Raw genomic sequence first — 20,555 nt, forward strand, 5'->3', positions numbered from 1 at the left:
TGCACTCCTTGTTTTAGAGAGGCGTCTCTAAAACCAAGTGGAGCATACAGTCGCCCCTATGGGAAGACCCGCGCGCTTCGATTCCGACGTCCTGGTGGCGGCCGCCACCGCCCTGGCCGCCCGGGGCGGGCCGGGGGCGGTGACGATGGCGGCCGTGGCCCGGGAGGCGGGAGCGCCCAGCGGTTCGGTCTACCACCGGTTCCCGGGGCGGCCCGCGCTGCTGGCGGCCGTCCGGCTGGCCGCCCTGGCCGACTTCCAGGAGGGCTGCTTCGCCGCCCTGGCCGCGCGGGACCCGCTGGCGGCGGCCGTGGGCGCGGCCCGGCACGTGCCGGCCTGGAGCCGGGCCGCCCCGGACCGGGCGCGCGTCCTGCTGTACTCGGACGCCGACTTCGAGGCGGAGCGGTGGCCGCCCGCCGAGCGGGAGCGGCGGGACCGGGGGAACGCCCGGTTGGGAACGGCGTTCGCGGAGGTCGCCGAACGGCTGCGCGCGCCCGGGGAACCGGTCGGCGCGGCCCTGGAGCGGGTGCGGACGGCGGTGGTGGACCTGCCCCTGGCCCTGGTGCGCCGGCACCTGGCCGAGGGCGGGGAGGTCCCGGCCGAAGCGGAGGAGGCGGCCGCGGACGCGGCGCACCGGCTGCTCGCGCCCCGGCCCTGAACGCCCCGGCCCGGGCGGCCCCGACAGGGCGGTCCCGTCACCCCCTCGGGCGCGGCGGCCGTGCGGTCCCGGACGCCGTGGACGCTGCGAACGCCGCCGACATCACGAACGCCTTGGACGCCGCGGATACCGCGGACACCGCCGGCATCACGAACACCGCGGCGGCCCCGGTCAGGAGTGGTAGTCCACGGTGACCACGTAGGCGTCGCCGGGCAGCGCGTCCAGCAGCGGCACCACCCGGTCCAGGTGGGCCCGGCGGCGGTCGATCCAGTTCGCGTGGGTGATCGGCGCCCGCACTCCGGCCCGGGAGTCGGGGTCGTACCAGGTTCCGTCCAGGTCCAGGAAGGCGAAGCCGAGGCCGACCCCGTCGCGGGCGTCGGCGACGTACTCCTCCCGGGGGCGGTCGTACACGTCGATGGAGCAGTCCAGATCGCCCGCCAGCCCGGCGTCGATCAGCCCGCGCACCGCGGGCTGGGCGAAGTAGCGGGCGCGAGCCCGCCGCCGCTCCTCTCCCCTCGCCTCCGCGACCAGCTCCCCCAGCCGCACGGGGAACGGGTGCTCCGTCAGGATGCGGTGGGCCCGGTCCCAGTCCCGGGCCGCCCGGGCGGCCTTCCGCGCGCGCTGCTCCCCGAGGGCGAGCAGCCGCACGGGGGCGCCGGTGGCCGGCCAGGGCCCGTGCTCCTCCCGGGGCCCCGCCCGGCCGGGCAGCACCCGGGGGTCGTCGGGGTCGGACACCGGGAGAATGCCCGGATACCTGCCGCCGATCGACCAGTAGTCCCACTGCGCGCGGGGGTTGTCGGTGGTCACGGCGTAGAGGCGGCCGTCGGCCGGGTCCCGGTGCACCGGCGTGTGCAGGAGGGCGCTCAGCAGCGAGAGGCGGTCGTTCGGGTCGAAGGGGTCCGGACGCCGGGCGGGGTGCGCGGTGAAGTACTCCACCGCCCAGCGGTACTCCTCCTCCCAGTCCTCGTACTCGTAGTCGCGGTACGGGGGGACTTCGAGTTCCATGTCGAAGGGGGCGAGCACCGGGCCCAGGGCGGACTCCAGACCTTCCAGGAGGTCCTCCCCCGGCACGGGCCGGTGGTCGAGTGCGACGGTCAGTGCGGCGTGCACGCGGTTCCCTCCTCGCGGAGCCGGGTCGGCGGTCCGCCGCAAGCCTAGGGCGGGTCCGGTGGATGCCTTCGTGCGGCCCGGCGCTTGCGCCGGGTGCCGGGAGCGGTCGTCGGGCGATCTCCCGCAAGCCGCCCGGCGATGTCGGCCCGTGGTCGGCCGTCCGAGCCCAGGCGGCGCGACGAGAGGCGGCCGCTCCCCGGAATGATCCGCCGAACACACACGAGGGACGGGTCCCCAGGTGGTCGGCGGGAGCCCGCCGCTCGCGCCGGGGACGGCGGCGGAGCGCCGGCCGGTGCTCAGTGCCAGCTGCCCCGGACCTCCAGGGCCCCGTCCGCCGCGACCAGGGTGGCGCGGCCGTCGTGGTCGTCGATGGTGCGCGGCCGCAGGGTGCCGCGGAACGCCGGGGTGGACACCCGCACGCGGTCGGGCGCGCGGGCGGTGAGGACCCGCAACCGCCAGGGCTCCCCCGGGTCGGCGGGGTCGGCGGGGGCCGCCAGGTGGACGGTGGCGTCGGGCTCCAGGGCGCCTTCCTCCCACGACCGCCCGGCGTTGTAGGAGACCAGGCGCAGGGCGGCGGCGGAGGGCACGTCGAGGTCCCGACTCGGGGCGGTCCGCGGCTCCGGGGCGCCGTCCCGCCCGCGCAGTTCGCGGGCGAGCCGCCGGGCCGCCTCCAGCTCGTCGACGCCCGAGGAGCGGGACACCGCGTCCAGCGCCCGGTCGAAGTGGGCGGCCGTCTCGGGTCCGCCGCGGCGGACCCAGGCCAGGGCCAGGTCGCGGAAGGCCCGTTCGCGCCGCCCCGGGGTGAAGTGCGCCGCGGCCGCGGCGATGTCCGTGCCCGCCCCGGCCAGGGCCCGGCACAGCGCGGGCACCGGGGTCGTGCTCCGGCCGGAACGGCCGCCGGACGAGCGGATCCTGATCATCGTCCAGACCAGCAGGTGGCAGACGGCCCGGGCGGCGGGCCCGTGGACCTCCCCCGTGAGGGGACGCGCCTCGCGGCCCCGGTCCCGTCTTCGGGCGGGTTCGGGAGAGGGCCGGGGCGGGGGCGACCAGCTCCGGGCGGCCGCCGGCAGCCCCGGACCCCGGGCCTCCCTGCGGACCTCCACCGTGGCGGCGGGCCCGCGCAGCAGGCCGTCGCCGAAGGCGACCGTGACCCCGTAGTGGTCGCAGGACAGGCGGGCGCCGGGAACATCGCGGGTGTCGAAGCGGACCTCGTCCACCTCGGGCAGGTGCACGACCAGGTCGGCCGTCCCCTCGCCCTCCTCCGGCCCGGGGCGGGCGCGCTCCGCCGTGAGGACGACCCTGGCGGTCAGCCGGGTGCCCCGCCGCTCCACCGAGAACGTACTGACCGTGGCGGTGTCCAGGCGGTGGTCGGCGGCCAGCCCTTCGGCGACGCCGCCGGTCACCGGGGCGGCCGCGGGGCCCGGGTCGCCGGAGGTCCGCGCGGGCGGCAGCAGGGCGCCGATGTCGTACCCGGCCTCGGCGGCGCTCGCCGCCATCCAGGCCCGGCGTGCGGGGCCGAGGTCGGCCATCCACCGCAGGGCCCGGCGGGCGCGCCGGTCCCGGGCGCGGCGGGTGCGGCCCAGGGCGGAGACGAAGAAGGCTCGGGTGTTGTCGTCCCAGACATCCGCCGCGGCGCGGACGGTCTCCCGGTCGTGGAACCGGGCATCCGCGGTGGCGTCCTCGATCTGCACCAGGGAGCGGTCCAGGAGCGCACCGAGTACGGCCAGAGCGGACGCGGGGCGCGGGTCGGCGGGGGGTGCGGTGCCGGGCATACCCGGAATCCTGGCACATCCGCGCCCCGGGCACGAAGCGGAGAAGGCCCGCCGCCCCCGGATGCGGCCCCGGCTGGCCCCGCCCCGGAGGGGCGGAGGCGGCGGGCCGGACGGAGCGGGGGCGCCGTGCGCGGGAGGGCGGGCACCACGCGGACGGACGGCGGGGCGGGTGCGGCGACGGGGAAACCCGCCGCACCCGCCCCGGGGCCGTACGGCCCGGCGGGGCCGGGGACCGGGGTCCCCGTCGGAGCGCCCCGCCGGGCGGGCGCCGCCGTCCCGCGGGACGGCGGCGCGGTCCCTATCGCCGCGGCAACGACTCCTGTTCCCGCGGAAACAACTCCGGTGACAACCGTCCCCGAGCAGCCGGGAACAACCGGTGAATGTGGGTGACCCGCCCCCCGCTCACTGCCCGAACACAACCCGTTCGAGACCCAGGGCTCACTTTCGAGTCACAGGTGTTGACCAGCACAAATGTCAGCGCACGGGCAGACCGGTGACCGCGCGGCCGATGATGAGCTTCTGGATCTCGCTGGCGCCCTCGAAGATCGTGAAGATCGTGGCGTCGCGGTGCCAGCGCTCCACGGGGTACTCCCGCGTGTAGCCGTTGCCGCCCAGGATGCGCACCGCGTTCTGGGTCACGAAGGTCGCGGTCTCGCTGGCGTAGAGCTTGCTCATGGAGCCCTGCGCATTGTCGAAGTCCTTGCCGTTGCGGGCCATCCAGGCGGCGCGCCACACCAGCAGGCGGGCGGCGTCGATGCGGGTGGCCATCTCGGCGAGCAGGAAGGCCACGCCCTGGTTCTCGCCGATGGGCCTGCCGAACTGCTCGCGCTGGGTGGCGTACTCCAGGGCGTACTCGTAGGCGGCGCGGGCGCAGCCCACGGCCATGGCGCCGACGGTGGGCCGGGAGGCCTCGAAGGTCTTCATCGCCGCCTGGCCCTTGGAGCGCCGCCCCTCACGGGCGCGGGCGATGCGCTCGTCGAGCTTCTCCTTGCCGCCCAGCAGGCAGGCGCCGGGGATGCGCACGTCGTCCAGGACCACCTCGGCGGTGTGGGAGGCGCGGATGCCGTGCTTGGCGAACTTCTGCCCCTGGCTCAGGCCGGGGGTGTTCGGCGGGACGATGAAGGTGGCCTGCCCGCGCGAGCCCAGTTCGGGGTCGACGGAGGCGACGACCACGTGGATGTCGGCGATGCCGCCGTTGGTGGCCCACGTCTTGGTGCCGTTGAGGACCCATTCGTCCTTGGCCTCGTCGTAGACGGCGCGGGTCCTGATGGCGGAGACGTCGCTGCCCGCGTCGGGCTCGGAGGAGCAGAACGCGGCGAGCTTGATGTCGTCGGCGGTGCCGAACATCTGCGGCGTCCACTCGAAGATCTGCTCCTGGGTGCCGTTGGCGGCGACGGAGACGGCGGCCAGGCCGGTGCCGGTGATGGCCAGCGCGATGCCCGGGTCGCCCCAGTACAGCTCCTCGAAGGCGACCGGGATGCCCAGGCCGCTGGGCTCCAGCCACTGGTTGGCGAAGAAGTCGAGGGAGTAGAGGCCGATCTTGGCGGCCTCCTGGATGATCGGCCAGGGGGTCTCCTCCCGCTCGTCCCATTCGGCGGCGGCGGGGCGGATGACGTCGGCGGCGAACCCGTGGGCCCAGTCCCGGACCTCGCGGATGTCCTCGCTCGGTTCCAGGCTGAAGGCGGGCGCGGTGGCCTCACTCATGCGCTTACATCCTTTGTCGGACCCTCCGGGGGAGGAGGGGGAGGTTCAGCTCGTGTTACCAACGGTAACACCAAGGGTGGCCGGGCACAATCGCCACCCCGGCGCGGACGCGGGCCCCCGACGGGCGCCCGCCCGCACGGCCGGCCGGACACCCGCGAGCGGGCGGGCGCGGGCGCTCCCGGCGGAGCCCGGCCGACCCCCGCCCGAAGGAGGCTCTGGAGAGCGCTTGCCTGTATCGCACCCGGGGTCGACCGATCCACCACCCGCCGCGCCCGTCGGCCCCAGTCCCCCGGTCGAACAGGGAGGCCGCTCGACCCCGAGTGCGCAGGTCATGCGGGCTTCGCCCATCGGATCCCGGAGCCGATTCGAGGGATAGCGCTTTCCGTTACATTCGGCCCGTGAATGGACCCCCGAAACCTCTCGAACGGGCCCCCGGCCCGGACCGCTCCGGCATTTCCGCACCCCCTCCCGAAGGGTCCGCAAACCACCGGAGATACGGGCCGACCCTCCCCGGCCGGGGTGAGCGCCACGGCACCGAGAGCCATGGGGGCTGGTGGAGGGGTCGGATGGGACCCCCGAACGGCCACGGGAGGGCGGCGCCGATCGCGTCCTCTTTGGTACCGGATCCTAAATTCCGCGTCGAATTCCGCGGAATCGCTGGTTACGGGCGCACGACGCACTCGCGTCATCCGGGTTTCCCAGAAAAGGTCGATTGACCCCCTTGACGGGGAAAGCGCTTTCCCTAACTCTCGAATGAGACACACCCCACACTCGTCCCCCAGAAAGGGGAAACGGTGAGACGAACAAGCACGCGTCGGCTGGTATCGACGCTGGCGGCGACGGCCATGGTCGCCGCCGGCCTGGCCCTGCCGATGTCCCTGGCCTCGGCGCAGACCGGCGAGGCCACGGGCTACGCGACTCAGAACGGCGGGACGACCGGAGGCGCGGGCGGGCAGACCGTTCGCGCCACGACCGGCACCCAGATCCACGAGGCCCTGTGCGAGCGGCCCGACACCTCCACTCCGATCGTCATCGAGGTCGAGGGGACCATCAACCACGGCAACACCTCGAAGGTGTCGGGCGACGGCTGCGAGACGGCCGACGGCGTGATCGAGCTCAAGAACATCAGCAACGTCACGATCGTGGGCGTCGGCGGCGGAGCCGTGTTCGACCAGCTGGGCATCCACATCCGGGGGTCCAGCAACATCATCATCCAGAACGTGACCGTCCGGAACGTCAAGAAGTCCGGCTCCCCCACGTCGAACGGCGGCGACGCCATCGGCATGGAGTCGGGCGTGCGCAACGTCTGGGTCGACCACGTCACCCTGGAGGCGTCGGGCGGGGAGTCGGAGGGCTACGACGGCCTCTTCGACATGAAGAACGACACCAAGTACGTCACCCTCTCCTACAGCGTCCTGCGCAACTCCGGCCGCGGCGGCCTGGTGGGGTCCAGCGAGAGCGACCGCTCCAACGGCTTCGTCACGTACCACCACAACGTGTACGAGAACATCGACTCGCGCACGCCCCTGCTGCGCGGCGGCGTCGGGCACATGTACAACAACCACTACGTCGACATCGCGGAGTCCGGGATCAACTCCCGGGCCGGGGCGAGCGCGAAGGTGGAGAACAACTACTTCGAGGACTCCAAGGACGTCCTGGGCACCTTCTACACCAACGAGAGGGGCTCCTGGGAGGTCGGCGGCAACGTCTTCGACAACGTGACCTGGTCCGCCCAGGGCGACGAGAACTACCCCGCCGGACCCGACCCGCGGTCCAACACGTCGGTGAGCATCCCCTACTCCTACGAGCTCGACGACGCCGACTGCGTGCCCGCGATGCTCGGTGAGATCGCCGGCGCGGGCAAGGGCAACCGGGTCTCGGACGGCGAGTGCGCCGGACAGGAGCCGACCGACCCCGAGCCCACGGACCCCGAGCCGACCGACCCGGAACCGACCGACCCGGAGCCCACCGATCCCCCCGACGGGACCAACCTCAGCATCGGCGCCGGCGCCGACGGCTCCAGCAAGGGCTCCGGCACCAGCTTCGGGAACGTCATCGACGGCGACATGGGCACCTACTGGTCGCCGAGCGGCTCGACCGGCCGCATCTCGGTCAAGTGGGGCGCCGACACCACGGTGTCCGCGATCAACATCCGCGAGGCGGCGGGCGCCGAGGGCGCCATCGGCTCGTGGCGGGTCGTCGACCACGACACCGGCAACGTCCTGGCGACCGGCAGCGGGGCGGGCGTCATCACCTTCGCCCCGACAACGCTGAGCAAGATCAACTTCGAGATCACCGGCTCGAACGGCACCCCCCGCGTCGCCGAGTTCGAGACCTACGCCGGAACCCCGTCCGGCGGCGGCGACGGAGGCGGCGACGGTGACGGAGACGGGGATGGTGACGGCGACGGCGGCGGCCAGACCCCCCAGCCCTCGGGCGACGAGCTCTTCGTGGCCCCGGACGGGAGCGCCGGGGCCCCCGGCACCGAGTCCGACCCGACGACGCTCACCTCGGCGATCGACCGGATCGAGCCCGGCGGGACGATCTACATGCGCGGCGGCACCTACGACTTCTCCGAGACGGTGCACATCGAGCCGGGGAACGACGGCCTGTCGGGCGACCGCAACGAGCTGTTCGCCTACCCCGGCGAGACCCCGGTGCTGGACTTCTCGGCGCAGAGCGAGGACCCGGCCAACCGCGGGCTCGCCATCGGCGGGGACCGGTGGCACGTCAACGGCCTCATCGTCCAGCGCGCCGGCGACAACGGCATCCTGCTGGGCGGCAGCGACAACGTCATCGAGCGGGTGACCACCCGGTTCAACCGCGACAGCGGACTCCAGCTGGCCCGGTACACCGCCGGGGCTCCCCGGTCGGAGTGGCCCGCGAACAACCTCATCGTCACCTCGGTCTCGCACGACAACGCCGACTCCGACGGCGAGGACGCCGACGGGTTCGCGCCCAAGCTCACCGTCGGGGACGGCAACGTGTTCCGCTACACGGTGGCGTACAACAACATCGACGACGGGTACGACCTGTACGCGAAGTCGGACACCGGGCCCATCGGCGAGGTGACCATCGAGCACTCCCTGGCGCTGGAGAACGGTTCGCTCTCGGACGGCTCCCAGCACTCCAACGGCGACCGCAACGGGTTCAAGCTCGGGGGCTCGGACATCGCCGTGGACCACACCATCACCCACAGCATCGCCTTCGGCAACGGCAAGCACGGGTTCACCTACAACTCGAACCCCGGCAGCCTGACGGTCTCGAACAACCTGGGCGTCGGCAACGAGGAGCGCAACTTCCAGTTCGACGGCGGTTCGTCGGTGTTCCGGGGCAACACCTCGTGCGACGGCGGCTCGAACGACCGCTACGAGGGTGACGCCGACGGCTCGAACCAGTTCTGGAACGGTTCCAACGGTTCCCGCTGCTCCCAGTACTCCGGGTCGCTGGACTGGAGCTTCGCCTCCGACGGCCGGCTCGTGGTGACCATCGGCGGCAACGAGGTCGAGCTGTAGCCGACCCGTTCGGCGCTGACCAGGGCCCGCCCGGTTCTCCGGGCGGGCCCGTCCGCGTCCGCGCCGGGGCCGAGTGGCCCGGCCCCCACGGGTCAGTCCTCGTGGGCGTACTTCTCCAGGAACGTGTAGACGTCGTGCTCGTCCACGCCCGGGAAGGTGCCCGAGGGCAGCGCCGACAGGACGTGCGAGTGGGCGCGCGCCGACGGCCACACGTTGCCCTCCCAGCGGGCGGCCATCTCCGCGGGCGGGCGCACGCAGCACTCGCCGCCGGGGCAGTTGGACTTGGTGCGGTTGGTGGTCTCCCGGCCCCGGAACCAGCGCGATTCCTTGTAGGGCACGCCCAGGGTGATCGCGAAGTTGCGCTCCCGGCTGGGATCGACGTGCGCCACGCACCAGTGGGTGCCGTTGGGCTTGTCGGTGTACTGGTAGTAGATCGAGTACCGGTCCGGGGAGGCGAACACCTGGCGCCCCGACCACTGGCGGCACATGCGCTGGCCCTCGATCGCGCCGGTCTCGTCGGTGGGGAAGACCAGCCCGTCGTTCTCGTAGGCCTTGTAGATGATGCCGGTCTCGTCGTTGCGGATGAAGTGGCAGACCAGGTCGAGGTGGCGGTACGCGAGGTTGGTGAACCGGTGCGCCGCCATCTCGTAGGACACCGAGTAGACGTCGCGCAGGTCCTCGACGGACAGGTCGCGGGCGTGCTTGGCCTCCTGGAGGTAGGTGACCGAGGTGGACTCGGGGATGAGGACGGCCGCCGCGAAGTAGTTGGCCTCCACCCGCTGGCGCAGGAAGTCGCCGAAGTCCTTGGGCTTCTGGTGGCCCAGCACGACGTGGCCCAGGGTCTGCAGCAGGATCGTGCGCGGGCTGTGCATGCCCAGGGTGGTCTCGCGCTTGAGGTAGATGCGCCGGTTGACGTGGTCGGTGAGGGAGCGCACCGAGCGGGGCAGGTCCTGGACGTAGCGGAGGCTGAACCCGTGGTGGGTGGCGATGGCGAGGATCTGGCCCTGGGAGAGGGCGCCCGCGCTGTAGTTGACGGCGTCGAGGGTCTCGGCCGCGGCCTTCTCGATGTGCTCGAAGTAGTTGCCGCGCTCGCGCATCTGGCGGCGCAGGTCCGCGTTGGCCCGGCGGGCCTCCTCGGGGGTGGCGGTGGGCTTGGCGCTGCGGCGCTTGAGCTCGTCGTACAGGCCCACGATGTGTTCGAGCACGTCGTTGGGGACCCGCTTGCCGACCTTGAGGTGGGGGAGGTTGAGGGTCTGGTAGACGGGGTCGCGCTGTGCCTCCTCGACCGCGATCTCCAGCTGCGCGCGCCGGCTGGGGGGCTGCTTGGAGAGGAGTTCCTCGACGGAGACGCCGAGGGCGGAGGCGAGGGACGTGAGGAGGGAGAGCTTGGGCTCGCGTTTTCCGTTCTCCAGCAGGGAGAGCTGTGAAGGCGCCCTGCCCACGCGTTCTCCCAGGTCGGAGAGAGTCAGGCCGCGCGCCCGGCGGAGATGACGGAGCCGCTGGCCGAAGGTGACGAGATCTAGGTCACCTGTCAAAGACGGTATTTCTTCAGCACCAAAGTACGCCATGGGTTCATGGTACGGAAAGAAACGACGATCTTCACCCGATTTCGAGTGGAAAAGGCTTGGATCTTCACCAAGAATCATAGTTACCGGCGGGGAACTTACCGCCCAGGGCTCACCCCCTGGCCCCGGGCAGGGCCTCCCCTCGACCGGTGCGAACACCTTGGGGACTACACGTAAGGCGGGAACGCACATGAGCACCAGCGCTCGACGACAGGAAGCCAGCGCGGCACTCCAGCGGGAGTGGGAGACCGACCCCCGGTGGGCCGGGATCGAGCGCACCTATTCCGCCGACCAGGTGATCAAGCTCCGCGGTTCGGTCACCGAGGAGCACACGCTGGCCCGCCTCGGTGCCGAGCGCCTGTGGAACCTGCTGCACACCGAGGACTACGTCAACAGCCTCGGCGCCCTCACCGGCAACCAGGCGGTCCAGCAGGTCCGCGCCGGCCTCAAGGCCATCTACCTCTCCGGGTGGCAGGTCGCGGCCGACGCCAACCTGTCGGGCAACACCTACCCGGACCAGAGCCTCTACCCGGCCAACTCCGTCCCGGCCGTCGTCCGCCGCATCAACAACGCCCTGATGCGCGCCGACCAGATCACCTGGGCCGAGGGTGACGACAGCGCCCCGCACTGGCTCGCCCCGATCGTCGCCGACGCCGAGGCCGGCTTCGGCGGCGTCCTGAACGCCTACGAGCTCATGCGCGGCATGATCGCCTCCGGCGCGGCGGGCGTCCACTGGGAGGACCAGCTGGCCTCCGAGAAAAAGTGCGGCCACCTGGGCGGCAAGGTCCTCATCCCCACGGGCCAGCACGTCAAGACGCTGAACGCCGCGCGCCTGGCCGCCGACGTCGCCGGCGTCCCCTCGCTGGTCATCGCCCGCACCGACGCGCAGGCCGCCACGCTGATCACCAGCGACATCGACGAGCGCGACCAGCCCTTCGTCACCGGCGAGCGCACCGCCGAGGGCTTCTACCGCTTCCGCAACGGCGTCGACGCCTGCGTCGCCCGCGGCCTGGCCTACGCCCCGCACTCCGACCTGCTCTGGATGGAGACCGCGACCCCGGACCTGGAGGTCGCCCGCAACTTCGCCGAGCGCATCAAGGCCGAGTACCCGGACCAGATGCTGGCCTACAACTGCTCGCCGTCCTTCAACTGGAAGCGGCACCTGGACGACGCGACCATCGCGAAGTTCCAGCGCGAGCTGGGGCACATGGGCTACAAGTTCCAGTTCATCACCCTGGCGGGCTTCCACTCGCTCAACTACTCGATGTTCAACCTGGCCAAGGGCTACGCCCGGAACGGGATGACCTCGTACGTCGAGCTGCAGGAGGCCGAGTTCGCGGCGGAGGCCGAGGGCTACACCGCGACCCGCCACCAGCGCGAGGTCGGCACCGGCTACTTCGACACCATCAGCACGACCATCTCCCCCGAGGCCAGCACCACGGCTCTCACCGGCTCCACCGAGGAAGACCAGTTCTCAGCGGCTCACTGACCCTGGTCTTCCGTTCCCCGGCGGTCGTCCCTCCCCGCTTTCGTGGCTGGGGCGGGGCGGGACGACCGCCACCCCCTAGCCGTCGGCCATGCGCGCTCCGTGTCACACGCGCATGGCCGGCGGCTTGTCGGCGGCCGCCTCCCATCCCCTGGAGGCGGCCGCCGGAGCGTGTCCGGGACCCGGCCGCGGGACCGGTGGCCGGACACGGCCGCGTTCCCGGCCCGGCGGGGTCCCCGCCCCTAGGCTGAACAACGCACGGGCCGGCCCCGGCCCGGCGGAGGAGATGCGGAGGGACCCGTGACACTTCCCGACACCCCGCGCCCGTGGTGGGCGTCGCTGCGCGCGCTGCTGGCCGCTCTGACCCTGGCCGGCGCCGTGACGCTGGGCGCGACCGCCTGCGACCTCGGCGGCGGAGACGACGATGACGCCGAGCAGGGCCAGGAGGACGGCGACGGCGGCGGCAACGGCGGCGGGGACGACGACGGCGATGACGATGGCGGCAACGACGGGGACGACGGCGACGGGGACGACTGACCCGCTCCCCCTGCGCCCGCGCCCCCGCGCCCCGTCCGGCGGGGGCGCGGGGGCCGTGGCGGCCGTCCGCCGCGGGCCGGCGTGCGCCGGAGCCGCGGCCTGCGGACACCGCCGGAGCGCGAGCAGGCACGCGGGGCGCGTAGATTGCGTTGCGTGAGAGACGAGATCCACTCCGACCGGCGGCCGCCCGAGGACACCCCGGCCGCCGGGGACGCCCGGACACCGGACACCGCGCGCCCGCCCGCCCCCGCCCTGCCGGGGGCGACCACCCTGCGCTGGGAGATCGTGTGCCTGCTGGCGCTGTCGCTGGGCGCCTCGGCGGTGTCGGCGGTCATCTCCTTCCTCGGGGTGCTCACCGCACCCGAGTCCCTGGCCGAGCACACCGCCAGCCTCGTCCGCCCCCAGGCCGACCAGCGGCCGTGGCTGGACCTGTCCTGGCAGCTGTACCGGGTGGCGGTGGGCCTGGCCCCGGTGCTGCTGGCCGGCTACCTGCTGCACCGCTCCGCGGAGTCGATGCGCACCATCGGGTTCGACCTGCGCCGCCCCTGGTTCGACCTGCGGTCGGGCACCGTGCTGGCGGCCCTGATCGGGGTGGGCGGCCTGGCCGTCTACGTGGTCTCGTGGCGGCTGGGCATGACCGTCACCATCGCCCCCAGCGCCCTGGAGGGCAACTGGTGGGACGTCCCCGTGCTCGTCCTCCAGGCGGCCAAGAACGGCATCCTGGAGGAGGTCATCGTCGTCGGCTACCTGCTGCACCGGCTGGGGCAGCTGGGCTGGACGCCCTGGAAGGCGGTGGTCGCCAGCTCGGTGCTGCGGGCCTTCTACCACCTGTACCAGGGCGTGGGCATGTTCTTCGGCAACCTGGTCATGGGCCTGGTCTTCGGCTGGTTCTACCACCGCTACGGCCGGGTGATGCCGCTCGTGGTGGCGCACACCGTCATCGACATCGTGGCGTTCGTCGGCTCGGTGTACCTCGTCGGCCGCCTGGACTGGCTGCCCTCCTAGGCGTCGTCCCGGGCGGCGAGGGCGTCCTCCAGGTAGCGGGGGCGCCCCAGCAGCCAGCCGGAGGCGATGTTGCCCAGGACCAGCACCAGGACCAGCAGCAGCGGCGCGTGCCACCCCCCGGTCAGCTCGTGCAGCAGGCCGAACAGGAAGGGTCCGGCGCCGCCCATGAGGTAGCCCAGGCTCTGGCTGGTGGCCGACAGCGCCGCCGTCCCCTCGCCGGTGCGGGTGCGCAGCGCGAACGAGGTGAGGGCGTAGACGAAGCTGCCCATGCCGATGCCGATCAGGGTGGTCCACGCCCACACGCCGTCCAGCGGCGAGATCCACAGGCCGGCCAGGCCCACCAGGTAGGCCGCCGCGAACATCAGCACGAACGGCCGCTGGTCGCGCACCCGGGTCAGCAGGGTGGGCAGCACCAGGGACATGGGGATGCCCAGCAGGGTCAGGTACGACAGGGCCAGCCCGGCGCTCTGGGCGCTCATGCCCTCGTCGCGCAGCATCTGCGCGTACCAGCCGAACATGATGTAGGCGATCGAGGACTGGGTGCCGAAGTACAGCATCGCCTGGAGCCCGACGCCGGTGGAGAGCACCCGGCGGAAGCCCAGCGCCCGCGCGCCGTCGCCGGGGGCGGGCCGGTGGCGCAGGGTGACCAGCCACGGCAGGGCGGCGACCAGGCCGAACAGGGCGTAGGAGCCCAGGGCGACGCGCCACTGCCCGGTCGACTCGTACATGGGCACGGTGGCGGCCGCGGCGATGGTGGTGCCCAGGGCCAGGGCGGTGGTGTACACGGTGGTCATCAGCCCGACGCGGTGCGGGAAGTGCTGCTTGACCAGGGCGGGGAGGATCACGTTGCCGACCGCGCCGCCGGACAGCGCCAGCACGCTCAGCACGAGGAACAGGACCGGGGAGTCGGCCAGGGCGCGCCCGGCCAGGCCGACGGTGACGGCGGCCAGGGCCAGCAGCAGGAGCAGGTGCGACCCGAGTCGGCGGGACAGGGCGGGGGTGAGCCCGCCGAAGAGGGCGAAGCTCAGCACGGGCAGGGTGGTGAGGACTCCGGCGCCCACGGCGGTCATGCCCAGGCCCGCGGTGACCTCGTCGAGGAGGGGGCCCACACTGGTGATGGCGGTGCGCAGGTTGAGCGCGGCCAGGGCGATGCCGGCGGCGATGAGGAGGAGCGCCCCGGCGCCGGGGCGGCCTGGGGCGTCGGGGGTGGTGTTCAAATCGCTGCTTCGGGGAACGACTCGGGTACTCATGTAGGGCGGCTCACATATTCATAGGATGACCCGATGTACTGCATGAGGATAACGCATTGCCGTCCGAGACCAATTCCCGTACGGGACTGGTCTAAGCTCCGGCTTTAACCGACCCGCACCCGTACGCTGGCCCTGTCATCCGGCGACCCGCCCCTAGGAGGTAAAAGCGTGCCCCTCGCCTCGACACGCCGGACCGGTCTAGTCGACCAGGTCATCAGTCAGTTACGAGCGCAGATCGACTCGGGTGAGTGGGGCATCGGCGACCGCATCCCCACCGAGTCGGAGCTGTCCGAGCAGTTGGAGGTGGGACGCAACACGGTGCGCGAGGCCGTGCGCGCCCTCGCCCACGCCGGCCTGCTGGAGATCCGCCAGGGGGCGGGCACGTTCGTGCGCGCCTCCAGCGAACTCGGCGGGGCCCTGCGCCGCCGCCTGGAGCGCTCGCGCCTGCGCGAGAACCTGGAGGTGCGCCGCGCCCTGGAGGTGGAGGCCGCCCGCCTGGCCGCGCTGCGCCACACCGAGGAGGACATGGCCGACATCGACCGGGCCATGGGCCTGCGCGAGGCGACCTGGCGCGAGCGGAACATGAGCGCGTTCGTGGAGGCCGACTTCGCGTTCCACCGGGCGGTCGTCAACGCCACCCACAACACGCTGCTCATCGACCTCTACGACGACATCGCGCAGGTCGTGCACGCGAGCATCGCGCACACCGCCTACGAGCAGAACCAGAAGGAGGACGTCGAGCCCACCCCCTCGGGCGACGGCATCGACCACTCCAAGCTCACCGAGGCGATCCGCTCCGCCGATCCGGCGGCCGCGGTCCGCGAGGCCACCTGCTACATCGATGAGCTGCTGTCGCTCACCGAGGAGTGAGGCCCCCGCACGCCTCGGCCCCGGTCCCGGGAACGTCCTCCGGGGACCGGGGCCGCGTCGTGTCCGATGGGGCCGAAGTTTTTTGTGGTGCCGGTGGTGCGCACGGTACGTGACGGCGCCCCGGGCCGCGGCGCCCCGGCGGACTCAGTCGCCGTAGGAGTCGCCCACCGCGGGCCGGGAGGGCAGCCGCGATCGGCCCGCCTCGCCCCCGGCGCCGCGGGCCGGGACCTCGCGCCGGGTGCCCAACGCTCGGGGCCGCGCTCCGGCCCGGCGGCCGCGGGCGTCCGCCCCGCCCTCCCAGCCGCTGACCCGGGACGGGTCCAGGCCGAGCAGGTCCAGGGTGCTCTCCCCCGCGCACACGGCGTCGATGATCTCCTGCTCGCGGGTGATGCTGTCCATCGTCTCGGTGATGATGGCGCTGACCTGCCCCCGGGGCAGGCACACCACGCCGTCGTCGTCGGCCACGATCCAGTCGCCCCGGCGCACCGCGAGCGGGACCGGCCCCGCGGCCGTCATGGCGATCGGGTCGCCGACCGAGCCGCCGGCCTCGGGGCGGGCCTCGCGCACCGCGACCCCCGCGCCGAACACGGGCAGCTCGCAGCGGGCGATGGCGGCGACGTCGCGCACGCACCCGTCCAGGACGATGCCGCGCACGCCGCGGGCCCGCGCCGCCACGGCGAGGATCTCGTCGACGTAGCCGTACTCCGACTCCCCGGACACGTCGACGACCAGGGCCGACCCCGGCGGGGCCTGGGCGACGGCCACGTGGATGGCGAGGTTGTCGCCGGGGGTGCAGCGCACCGGGAAGGCGGTCGCCGCGAACGACGCCCCGGGCCAGACGGAGAAGAGGTGCGTACCGAAGGGGCGGCCGCCGCACCTGGCCAAAGCCACAGTCCCCACAGCCGTCAGTGTGTCCGCAAGCGCCACGTCAGCCTCCCACTACACCCGCGCCCGGTGCGGCCGGTTGGAACCGGCCCCTTCCATACTCACGGGTAACTTAAGCGTGATGCAAGGCGTACGGGACGGAAACACGTAAAAATGCTACCGCTGGTTACATTTCGCGCGTCCGACGGCCGCCCCCGGCCGGCCGACCCTAGCCCGGGATCCACTCCAGCTCGCGGTCCCCTCCCCGGCGCTCCTTGCGGACCGACAGGTGATCCCACGTCTCCACGTGGGACACCCCCGGGGTCGAGCGGACGCCCTCCAGCGCCTCCACCAGGCGGCAGCGGTCGGGGGCGGTGAGCGTCCCGACCACGTCGTAGCGGCCGAACCCGCTGGCCAGGAACGACACCCGGGGCATGTTCGCCAGCCCCGTCCCCAGCGCCTCGGCGTCGCCCCGGCAGCGCAGGCCGAACCCCAGCTGCTCGTTGGCGCCCATCGCCGTCGGCTCCACGACCGCGGTCACGTGGATCACCCCCGAGTCGAGCAGGCGCACCACCCGGGAGCGGGCCGCCGCCTGGGACAGCCCCACCTGGCGCGCCAGGTCCGCGTACGAGGCCCGGCCGTCGCGCAGCAGCCTGCGAACCAGCCGCCAGTCCAGGGCGTCCAACTCGACGTCGCGCAGTTCGCGCACGCTGCTGTGGGCGTCCTTGAACACCGACCCGGCCCGGAACACCTCCGCGCCGTCCACCCCCGGCAACGCGCGCAACTCGGCGAGCTCCTTGGTCAGGGCGCCGTCATCGGCCACCCTGACATGGGCGACGGCGGGGAACCTGCCCGCCGTCTGCGCGGCGAAGGTCACCGCCTCGCGCTCCCCCAGAGCGTCCAGCAAGGGTCCCACCGGACCCGTGACACGGAACGACACATGGCCGAGGACCTCCATGCCCACCACACCGGCGTGCAGGACGCCGACGATCCTGATCGCCCCCGACTGGACCAGCTGGCGCACGCGGGCGCGCACCGCCGTACGTGAGAGGCCGACCCCGTCGGCCAGTGCCTGGAACGTCGCTCTGCCGTCCCCCTGCAACGCGCGCATCAGCGCCGCGTCAACCGCATCGAGCACAATGGTGCCTTTCGTTCCCATGACGCCGCCCTTCCCCCGGACGGCGCCCCCTCCTGCGGCCAGATCATCGCAGCTACGGCGCCACCATCACTACCGATCGAGAAAGAAATCGGCTGATTCACCCCTTTGAACGGCCGGAAGGGTCCGCGCAATGCCCCATCGGCGGCGTCTGCGCCACATAACAGACTTGTATAGAACATCCCTAATGAGGGAGTAGCCGTGCACACAACTCCGACAAAGCGCCACACTGATCACACGTGTCGGCGCGACACCCCCGGGGGCACCCCGCACCCCGTGGCGGAGGCGGCCGGCCCCGACGGCGGACCCCGGTCCGCCCCGGGCCCGCGCGTGGCCCTCCGCGTTCCGTCCCGGAGGCTCCCGCCGGGAGTCGAGGACCCGTTCGGCAGCGGTGCCCGATGACCGCGAACGGTCCGGCGGCGGGGAACAATGGAGAGTACGGGGCCGGAAGGCCGACCCCTGGAGAGGAATCGTCGGTGGCAGCGGAGGACGAGCAACAGGACGGGGCACCCGCGCGCCCGAGCACGGCCGGGGCCCTGCTGTGGACCGCCGCCGCGGTCCCCCTTCCGGGCATCGCCCACCTGCGGATGCGCCGCAGGGTGGCGGGCGGGGTCATCATGGGCCTGTACCTGGCCGGGATCGCGGCCCTGGCGGTGTGGGCGCTGAGCCTGGGGCGCTCCGACGCGGGCACTCTGACGTCCGTGGCGAGCCTGGCCCTGCGCAGCAGCTGGCTGATGACCGCCATGGGCGTCGTGTTCGTCGTGGCGGTGCTGTGGCTGACCGTCATCGTGCACTCGTGGGTCATCACCCGGCCCCCCGGGGCGACCACGGGCGCCCGCCTGCTCAGCGGCGCCGTGGTGGTCCTGCTGTGCCTGACGGTGGCGGCGCCCTCGGCGCTGGCCCTGCACGGCGGGTACACCGCGTACGAGGCGCTCAACAACATCTTCGGCGGCCCCGAGCGGGAGGACCTGCCCCCGCACAACGCCGCCGACCCCTGGGACGGGGCCGACCGGGTCAACGTGCTGCTGATCGGCTCGGACTCGGCGGACAACCGGTACGGCGTCCGCACGGACACGATGATCGTCGCCAGCCTGGACCCCCACACCGGCGAGGCGGTGCTGATCGGCCTGCCCCGCAACCTGGAGAACGTGCACTTCCCCGAGGGCAGTGCGCTGGCCGAGCGCTACCCCGAGCCCTACGGGTTCGACCTGCTCCTCAACGACGTCTACCAGACGGTCGCCGAGGAGCCCGACGAGCTGGCGGTCAACCCGCGCGTGCCCGACCCGTCGGCCGACACCCTCAAGGCCGTCATCGGCTACAACCTGGACCTGGACATCTCCTACTACGCGATGGTCGACATGAGGGGCTTCCAGGACCTCATCGACGCCATCGGCGGGATCCGGGTGAAGATCGAGGAGCCCATCCCCTACGGCGTCCACGGCGGCGTCCTGGAGCCCGGGGTGCGGGTGCTCGACGGCCACGAGGCGCTCTGGTACGGGCGCTCGCGGGTGAACAGCGACGACTACGGCCGGATGGGGCGGCAGGGCTGCCTCATCAAGTACGTGACCGAGCAGGTGGAGCCCACCACCATCCTCACCAGCTACCGGGAGCTGGCCGGCGCCACGCAGCGGACGCTGAGCACCGACATCCCGCAGTCGAAGGTGCCCGCCTTCGTGGAGCTGGCGGACCTGGTGACCGACACCGGCGAGATGAGCACGCTGCAGCTCTCCCCGCCGCAGGTCAACACGGCGAACCCGGACTGGGACGCGATCCGGGCCCTGGTCGCCGAGACGATCTCGGCCGGTGGCCCGGAGGGCGACGAACTGCCCTCCGACGGCCCGAGCCCGTCGGACCCGGCCACCGCGGGCGAGGAGGGTGCCGAGGAGGGCACCGGCGACGACCGCACCGAGTGGCAGGAGTACACCGGCCTGGACGAGCCGTCCCCGGCCGACCCGGGCCGCCAGGTGGGCGAGGAGGCCAGCGACCTCAACGCCCTGTGCCCCTGATCTGAGGACAGTGGAGGGCGCCGACCGGGTTCCGGTCGGCGCCCTCCGGCGTTCACCGCCGGATCGGCGAGGCCGCGGGGGCGGCGGCTGCCCGCTCGGACCCCGCGTGAAACCGCGGACACGCCAGGTGACCGCTGTCGGTCAGCCCGCGGCGGGCCGTTGCCCGCTCCCCCGGTGCGTGTGAACCTGACGCCGTGACCTCCGCTCAGCTTCTGACCCTCGTCGCGTTGGGCGCCTTCCACGGCCTGCACCCGGGCATGGGCTGGATGCTGGCGGTGGCCCGGGGCCTCCAGGAGGGCGGTCGCGGCGCGGTGCTGCGCGCGCTGCCCCCGATCGCCGCAGGCCACGCGGTGAGCGTCGCGGCCGCCGCGGTGGCGATCACCGTCACCGGGTCGGTGACCGCGTCCGTGTTCTTCCCCGTGGTCGGGGGCGGGGTGATCGTGCTGGTGGGACTGGTGATGCTGCTGTGGCGCCGCCACGTCCACCGGATGGAGATCCGGCTGCCGCCCTGGCAGCTGGCGGCCTGGTCGTTCGTCATGGCCTCGGCGCACGGCGCGGGGCTGATGCTCATGCCGGTGCTGGCGGGGCGGACCTCGCACGGCGGCACGGGCCACGGCGGCGGCCACGCCGGCCACGGTGCCGCGGCCCCGGAAACCGGGGAGCCCGGCGGGGCGGCGGAGGGCACCCGGGCCGCGGAAGCGAACGGGTCGGCGGAGGCCGGGGCGGAGGGTGACCGGACCGCGGAGGCGGACGGGGCAGTGGGACCCGGGGCGGGGATCGTACCGGAGGACGGGGTGTGGGACCTGTGGGACGCGACGCTCACCGGGCTGTTGGCGGCGGGGGTGCACACCGCGGCGATGCTGGTCGCCTGCACCGCGGCGGCGCTGATCGCGCACGATTTCCTCGGGGTCCACGCACTGCGGTGGAAGGGGGTCACCATGGACCGGATCTGGGCGGTGACCCTGCTGGCGGGCGGTCTTCTGGTGCTGTGGTCGGTGCGCTGAGCGCCGCCCCGTCCCGCGTTCCCACGGGTGGGCGACCGACAATGTGGGAAAAATGT

Annotated in this window: 15 protein-coding genes; 8 read left to right on the forward strand and 7 right to left on the reverse strand. The window is 73.0% G+C overall.

Annotated elements, in window-relative coordinates; all coding sequences use genetic code 11:
• Nucleotides 1-58: 58 nt before the first annotated feature.
• Entirely contained in the window at nucleotides 59-655 is a 597-nt protein-coding gene (locus tag ABZ249_RS00895; protein WP_355255375.1) for a TetR family transcriptional regulator, read from the forward strand.
• Between the two features lie 171 nt (nucleotides 656-826).
• On the opposite strand, the gene ABZ249_RS00900 is transcribed toward ABZ249_RS00895, so the two are convergent.
• The 3 genes from ABZ249_RS00900 to ABZ249_RS00910 all read right to left on the reverse strand — a co-directional run bounded on the left by ABZ249_RS00900 (nucleotide 827) and on the right by ABZ249_RS00910 (nucleotide 5,241).
• A complete protein-coding gene (locus ABZ249_RS00900; RefSeq protein ID WP_355255378.1) occupies nucleotides 827-1,765 on the reverse strand; it encodes a hypothetical protein in 939 nt (312 codons plus the stop codon).
• A 296-nt stretch (nucleotides 1,766-2,061) separates the two neighbouring features.
• Entirely contained in the window at nucleotides 2,062-3,537 is a 1,476-nt protein-coding gene (locus tag ABZ249_RS00905; RefSeq protein ID WP_355255381.1) for a hypothetical protein, read from the reverse strand.
• A 474-nt stretch (nucleotides 3,538-4,011) separates the two neighbouring features.
• Nucleotides 4,012-5,241 carry an acyl-CoA dehydrogenase family protein gene (locus ABZ249_RS00910; protein ID WP_220562190.1) on the reverse strand — a complete coding sequence of 410 codons (1,230 nt, stop codon included), beginning with the start codon at nucleotides 5,239-5,241 and terminating at the stop codon, nucleotides 4,012-4,014.
• A gap of 845 nt (nucleotides 5,242-6,086) precedes the next feature.
• On the opposite strand from ABZ249_RS00910, the gene ABZ249_RS00915 reads away from it, so the two are divergent.
• Nucleotides 6,087-8,756, forward strand: coding sequence for a right-handed parallel beta-helix repeat-containing protein (locus tag ABZ249_RS00915; protein ID WP_355256018.1), 2,670 nt, complete (start codon nucleotides 6,087-6,089; stop codon nucleotides 8,754-8,756).
• A 92-nt stretch (nucleotides 8,757-8,848) separates the two neighbouring features.
• On the opposite strand, the gene ABZ249_RS00920 is transcribed toward ABZ249_RS00915, so the two are convergent.
• Nucleotides 8,849-10,291 (reverse strand): XRE family transcriptional regulator, encoded by a 1,443-nt coding sequence (locus ABZ249_RS00920; RefSeq protein WP_220562191.1) that lies wholly within the window; start codon nucleotides 10,289-10,291, stop codon nucleotides 8,849-8,851.
• A gap of 220 nt (nucleotides 10,292-10,511) precedes the next feature.
• Between ABZ249_RS00920 and aceA the strand changes: the two genes are divergently transcribed.
• From aceA to ABZ249_RS00935, 3 genes are all read left to right on the forward strand, one after another.
• A complete protein-coding gene (aceA, locus tag ABZ249_RS00925; RefSeq protein ID WP_220562192.1) occupies nucleotides 10,512-11,810 on the forward strand; it encodes an isocitrate lyase in 1,299 nt (432 codons plus the stop codon).
• Between the two features lie 297 nt (nucleotides 11,811-12,107).
• The gene (locus ABZ249_RS00930) at nucleotides 12,108-12,344 is read left to right on the forward strand and encodes a hypothetical protein (RefSeq protein ID WP_355255386.1); all 237 of its coding nucleotides are present in this window, start codon (nucleotides 12,108-12,110) and stop codon (nucleotides 12,342-12,344) included.
• A gap of 252 nt (nucleotides 12,345-12,596) precedes the next feature.
• The gene (locus ABZ249_RS00935; RefSeq protein WP_355256021.1) at nucleotides 12,597-13,349 is read left to right on the forward strand and encodes a CPBP family intramembrane glutamic endopeptidase; all 753 of its coding nucleotides are present in this window, start codon (nucleotides 12,597-12,599) and stop codon (nucleotides 13,347-13,349) included.
• Here ABZ249_RS00935 and ABZ249_RS00940 read toward each other — a convergent pair.
• Nucleotides 13,346-14,566, reverse strand: a complete 1,221-nt coding sequence (locus ABZ249_RS00940) for an MFS transporter (protein ID WP_355255389.1) — start codon at nucleotides 14,564-14,566, stop codon at nucleotides 13,346-13,348. The genes ABZ249_RS00935 and ABZ249_RS00940 overlap by 4 nt on opposite strands.
• 201 nt (nucleotides 14,567-14,767) lie before the next feature.
• Here ABZ249_RS00940 and ABZ249_RS00945 point away from each other — a divergent pair, with 201 nt between their 5' ends.
• Entirely contained in the window at nucleotides 14,768-15,469 is a 702-nt protein-coding gene (locus ABZ249_RS00945) for a FadR/GntR family transcriptional regulator (RefSeq protein WP_355255392.1), read from the forward strand.
• Nucleotides 15,470-15,613: 144 nt separating this feature from the next.
• Here the strand turns inward: ABZ249_RS00945 and ABZ249_RS00950 are convergent, their stop codons facing one another.
• Both ABZ249_RS00950 and ABZ249_RS00955 read right to left on the reverse strand, forming a co-directional pair.
• Complete coding sequence (locus ABZ249_RS00950) at nucleotides 15,614-16,369, reverse strand: RraA family protein (protein ID WP_355255395.1); 756 nt, start codon at nucleotides 16,367-16,369, stop codon at nucleotides 15,614-15,616.
• Between the two features lie 193 nt (nucleotides 16,370-16,562).
• Nucleotides 16,563-17,471, reverse strand: a complete 909-nt coding sequence (locus ABZ249_RS00955) for an Lrp/AsnC family transcriptional regulator (RefSeq protein WP_355255398.1) — start codon at nucleotides 17,469-17,471, stop codon at nucleotides 16,563-16,565.
• A gap of 494 nt (nucleotides 17,472-17,965) precedes the next feature.
• Here ABZ249_RS00955 and ABZ249_RS00960 point away from each other — a divergent pair, with 494 nt between their 5' ends.
• Both ABZ249_RS00960 and ABZ249_RS00965 read left to right on the forward strand, forming a co-directional pair.
• Complete coding sequence (locus tag ABZ249_RS00960; protein WP_355255401.1) at nucleotides 17,966-19,495, forward strand: LCP family protein; 1,530 nt, start codon at nucleotides 17,966-17,968, stop codon at nucleotides 19,493-19,495.
• Nucleotides 19,496-19,689: 194 nt separating this feature from the next.
• Nucleotides 19,690-20,499, forward strand: a complete 810-nt coding sequence (locus tag ABZ249_RS00965) for a cell wall anchor protein (RefSeq protein WP_355255404.1) — start codon at nucleotides 19,690-19,692, stop codon at nucleotides 20,497-20,499.
• Nucleotides 20,500-20,555 lie beyond the last annotated feature (56 nt).

The sequence above is a fragment of the Nocardiopsis sp. NPDC006139 genome (assembly GCF_040614155.1).
Classification (GTDB): Bacteria; Actinomycetota; Actinomycetes; order Streptosporangiales; family Streptosporangiaceae; genus Nocardiopsis; species Nocardiopsis changdeensis.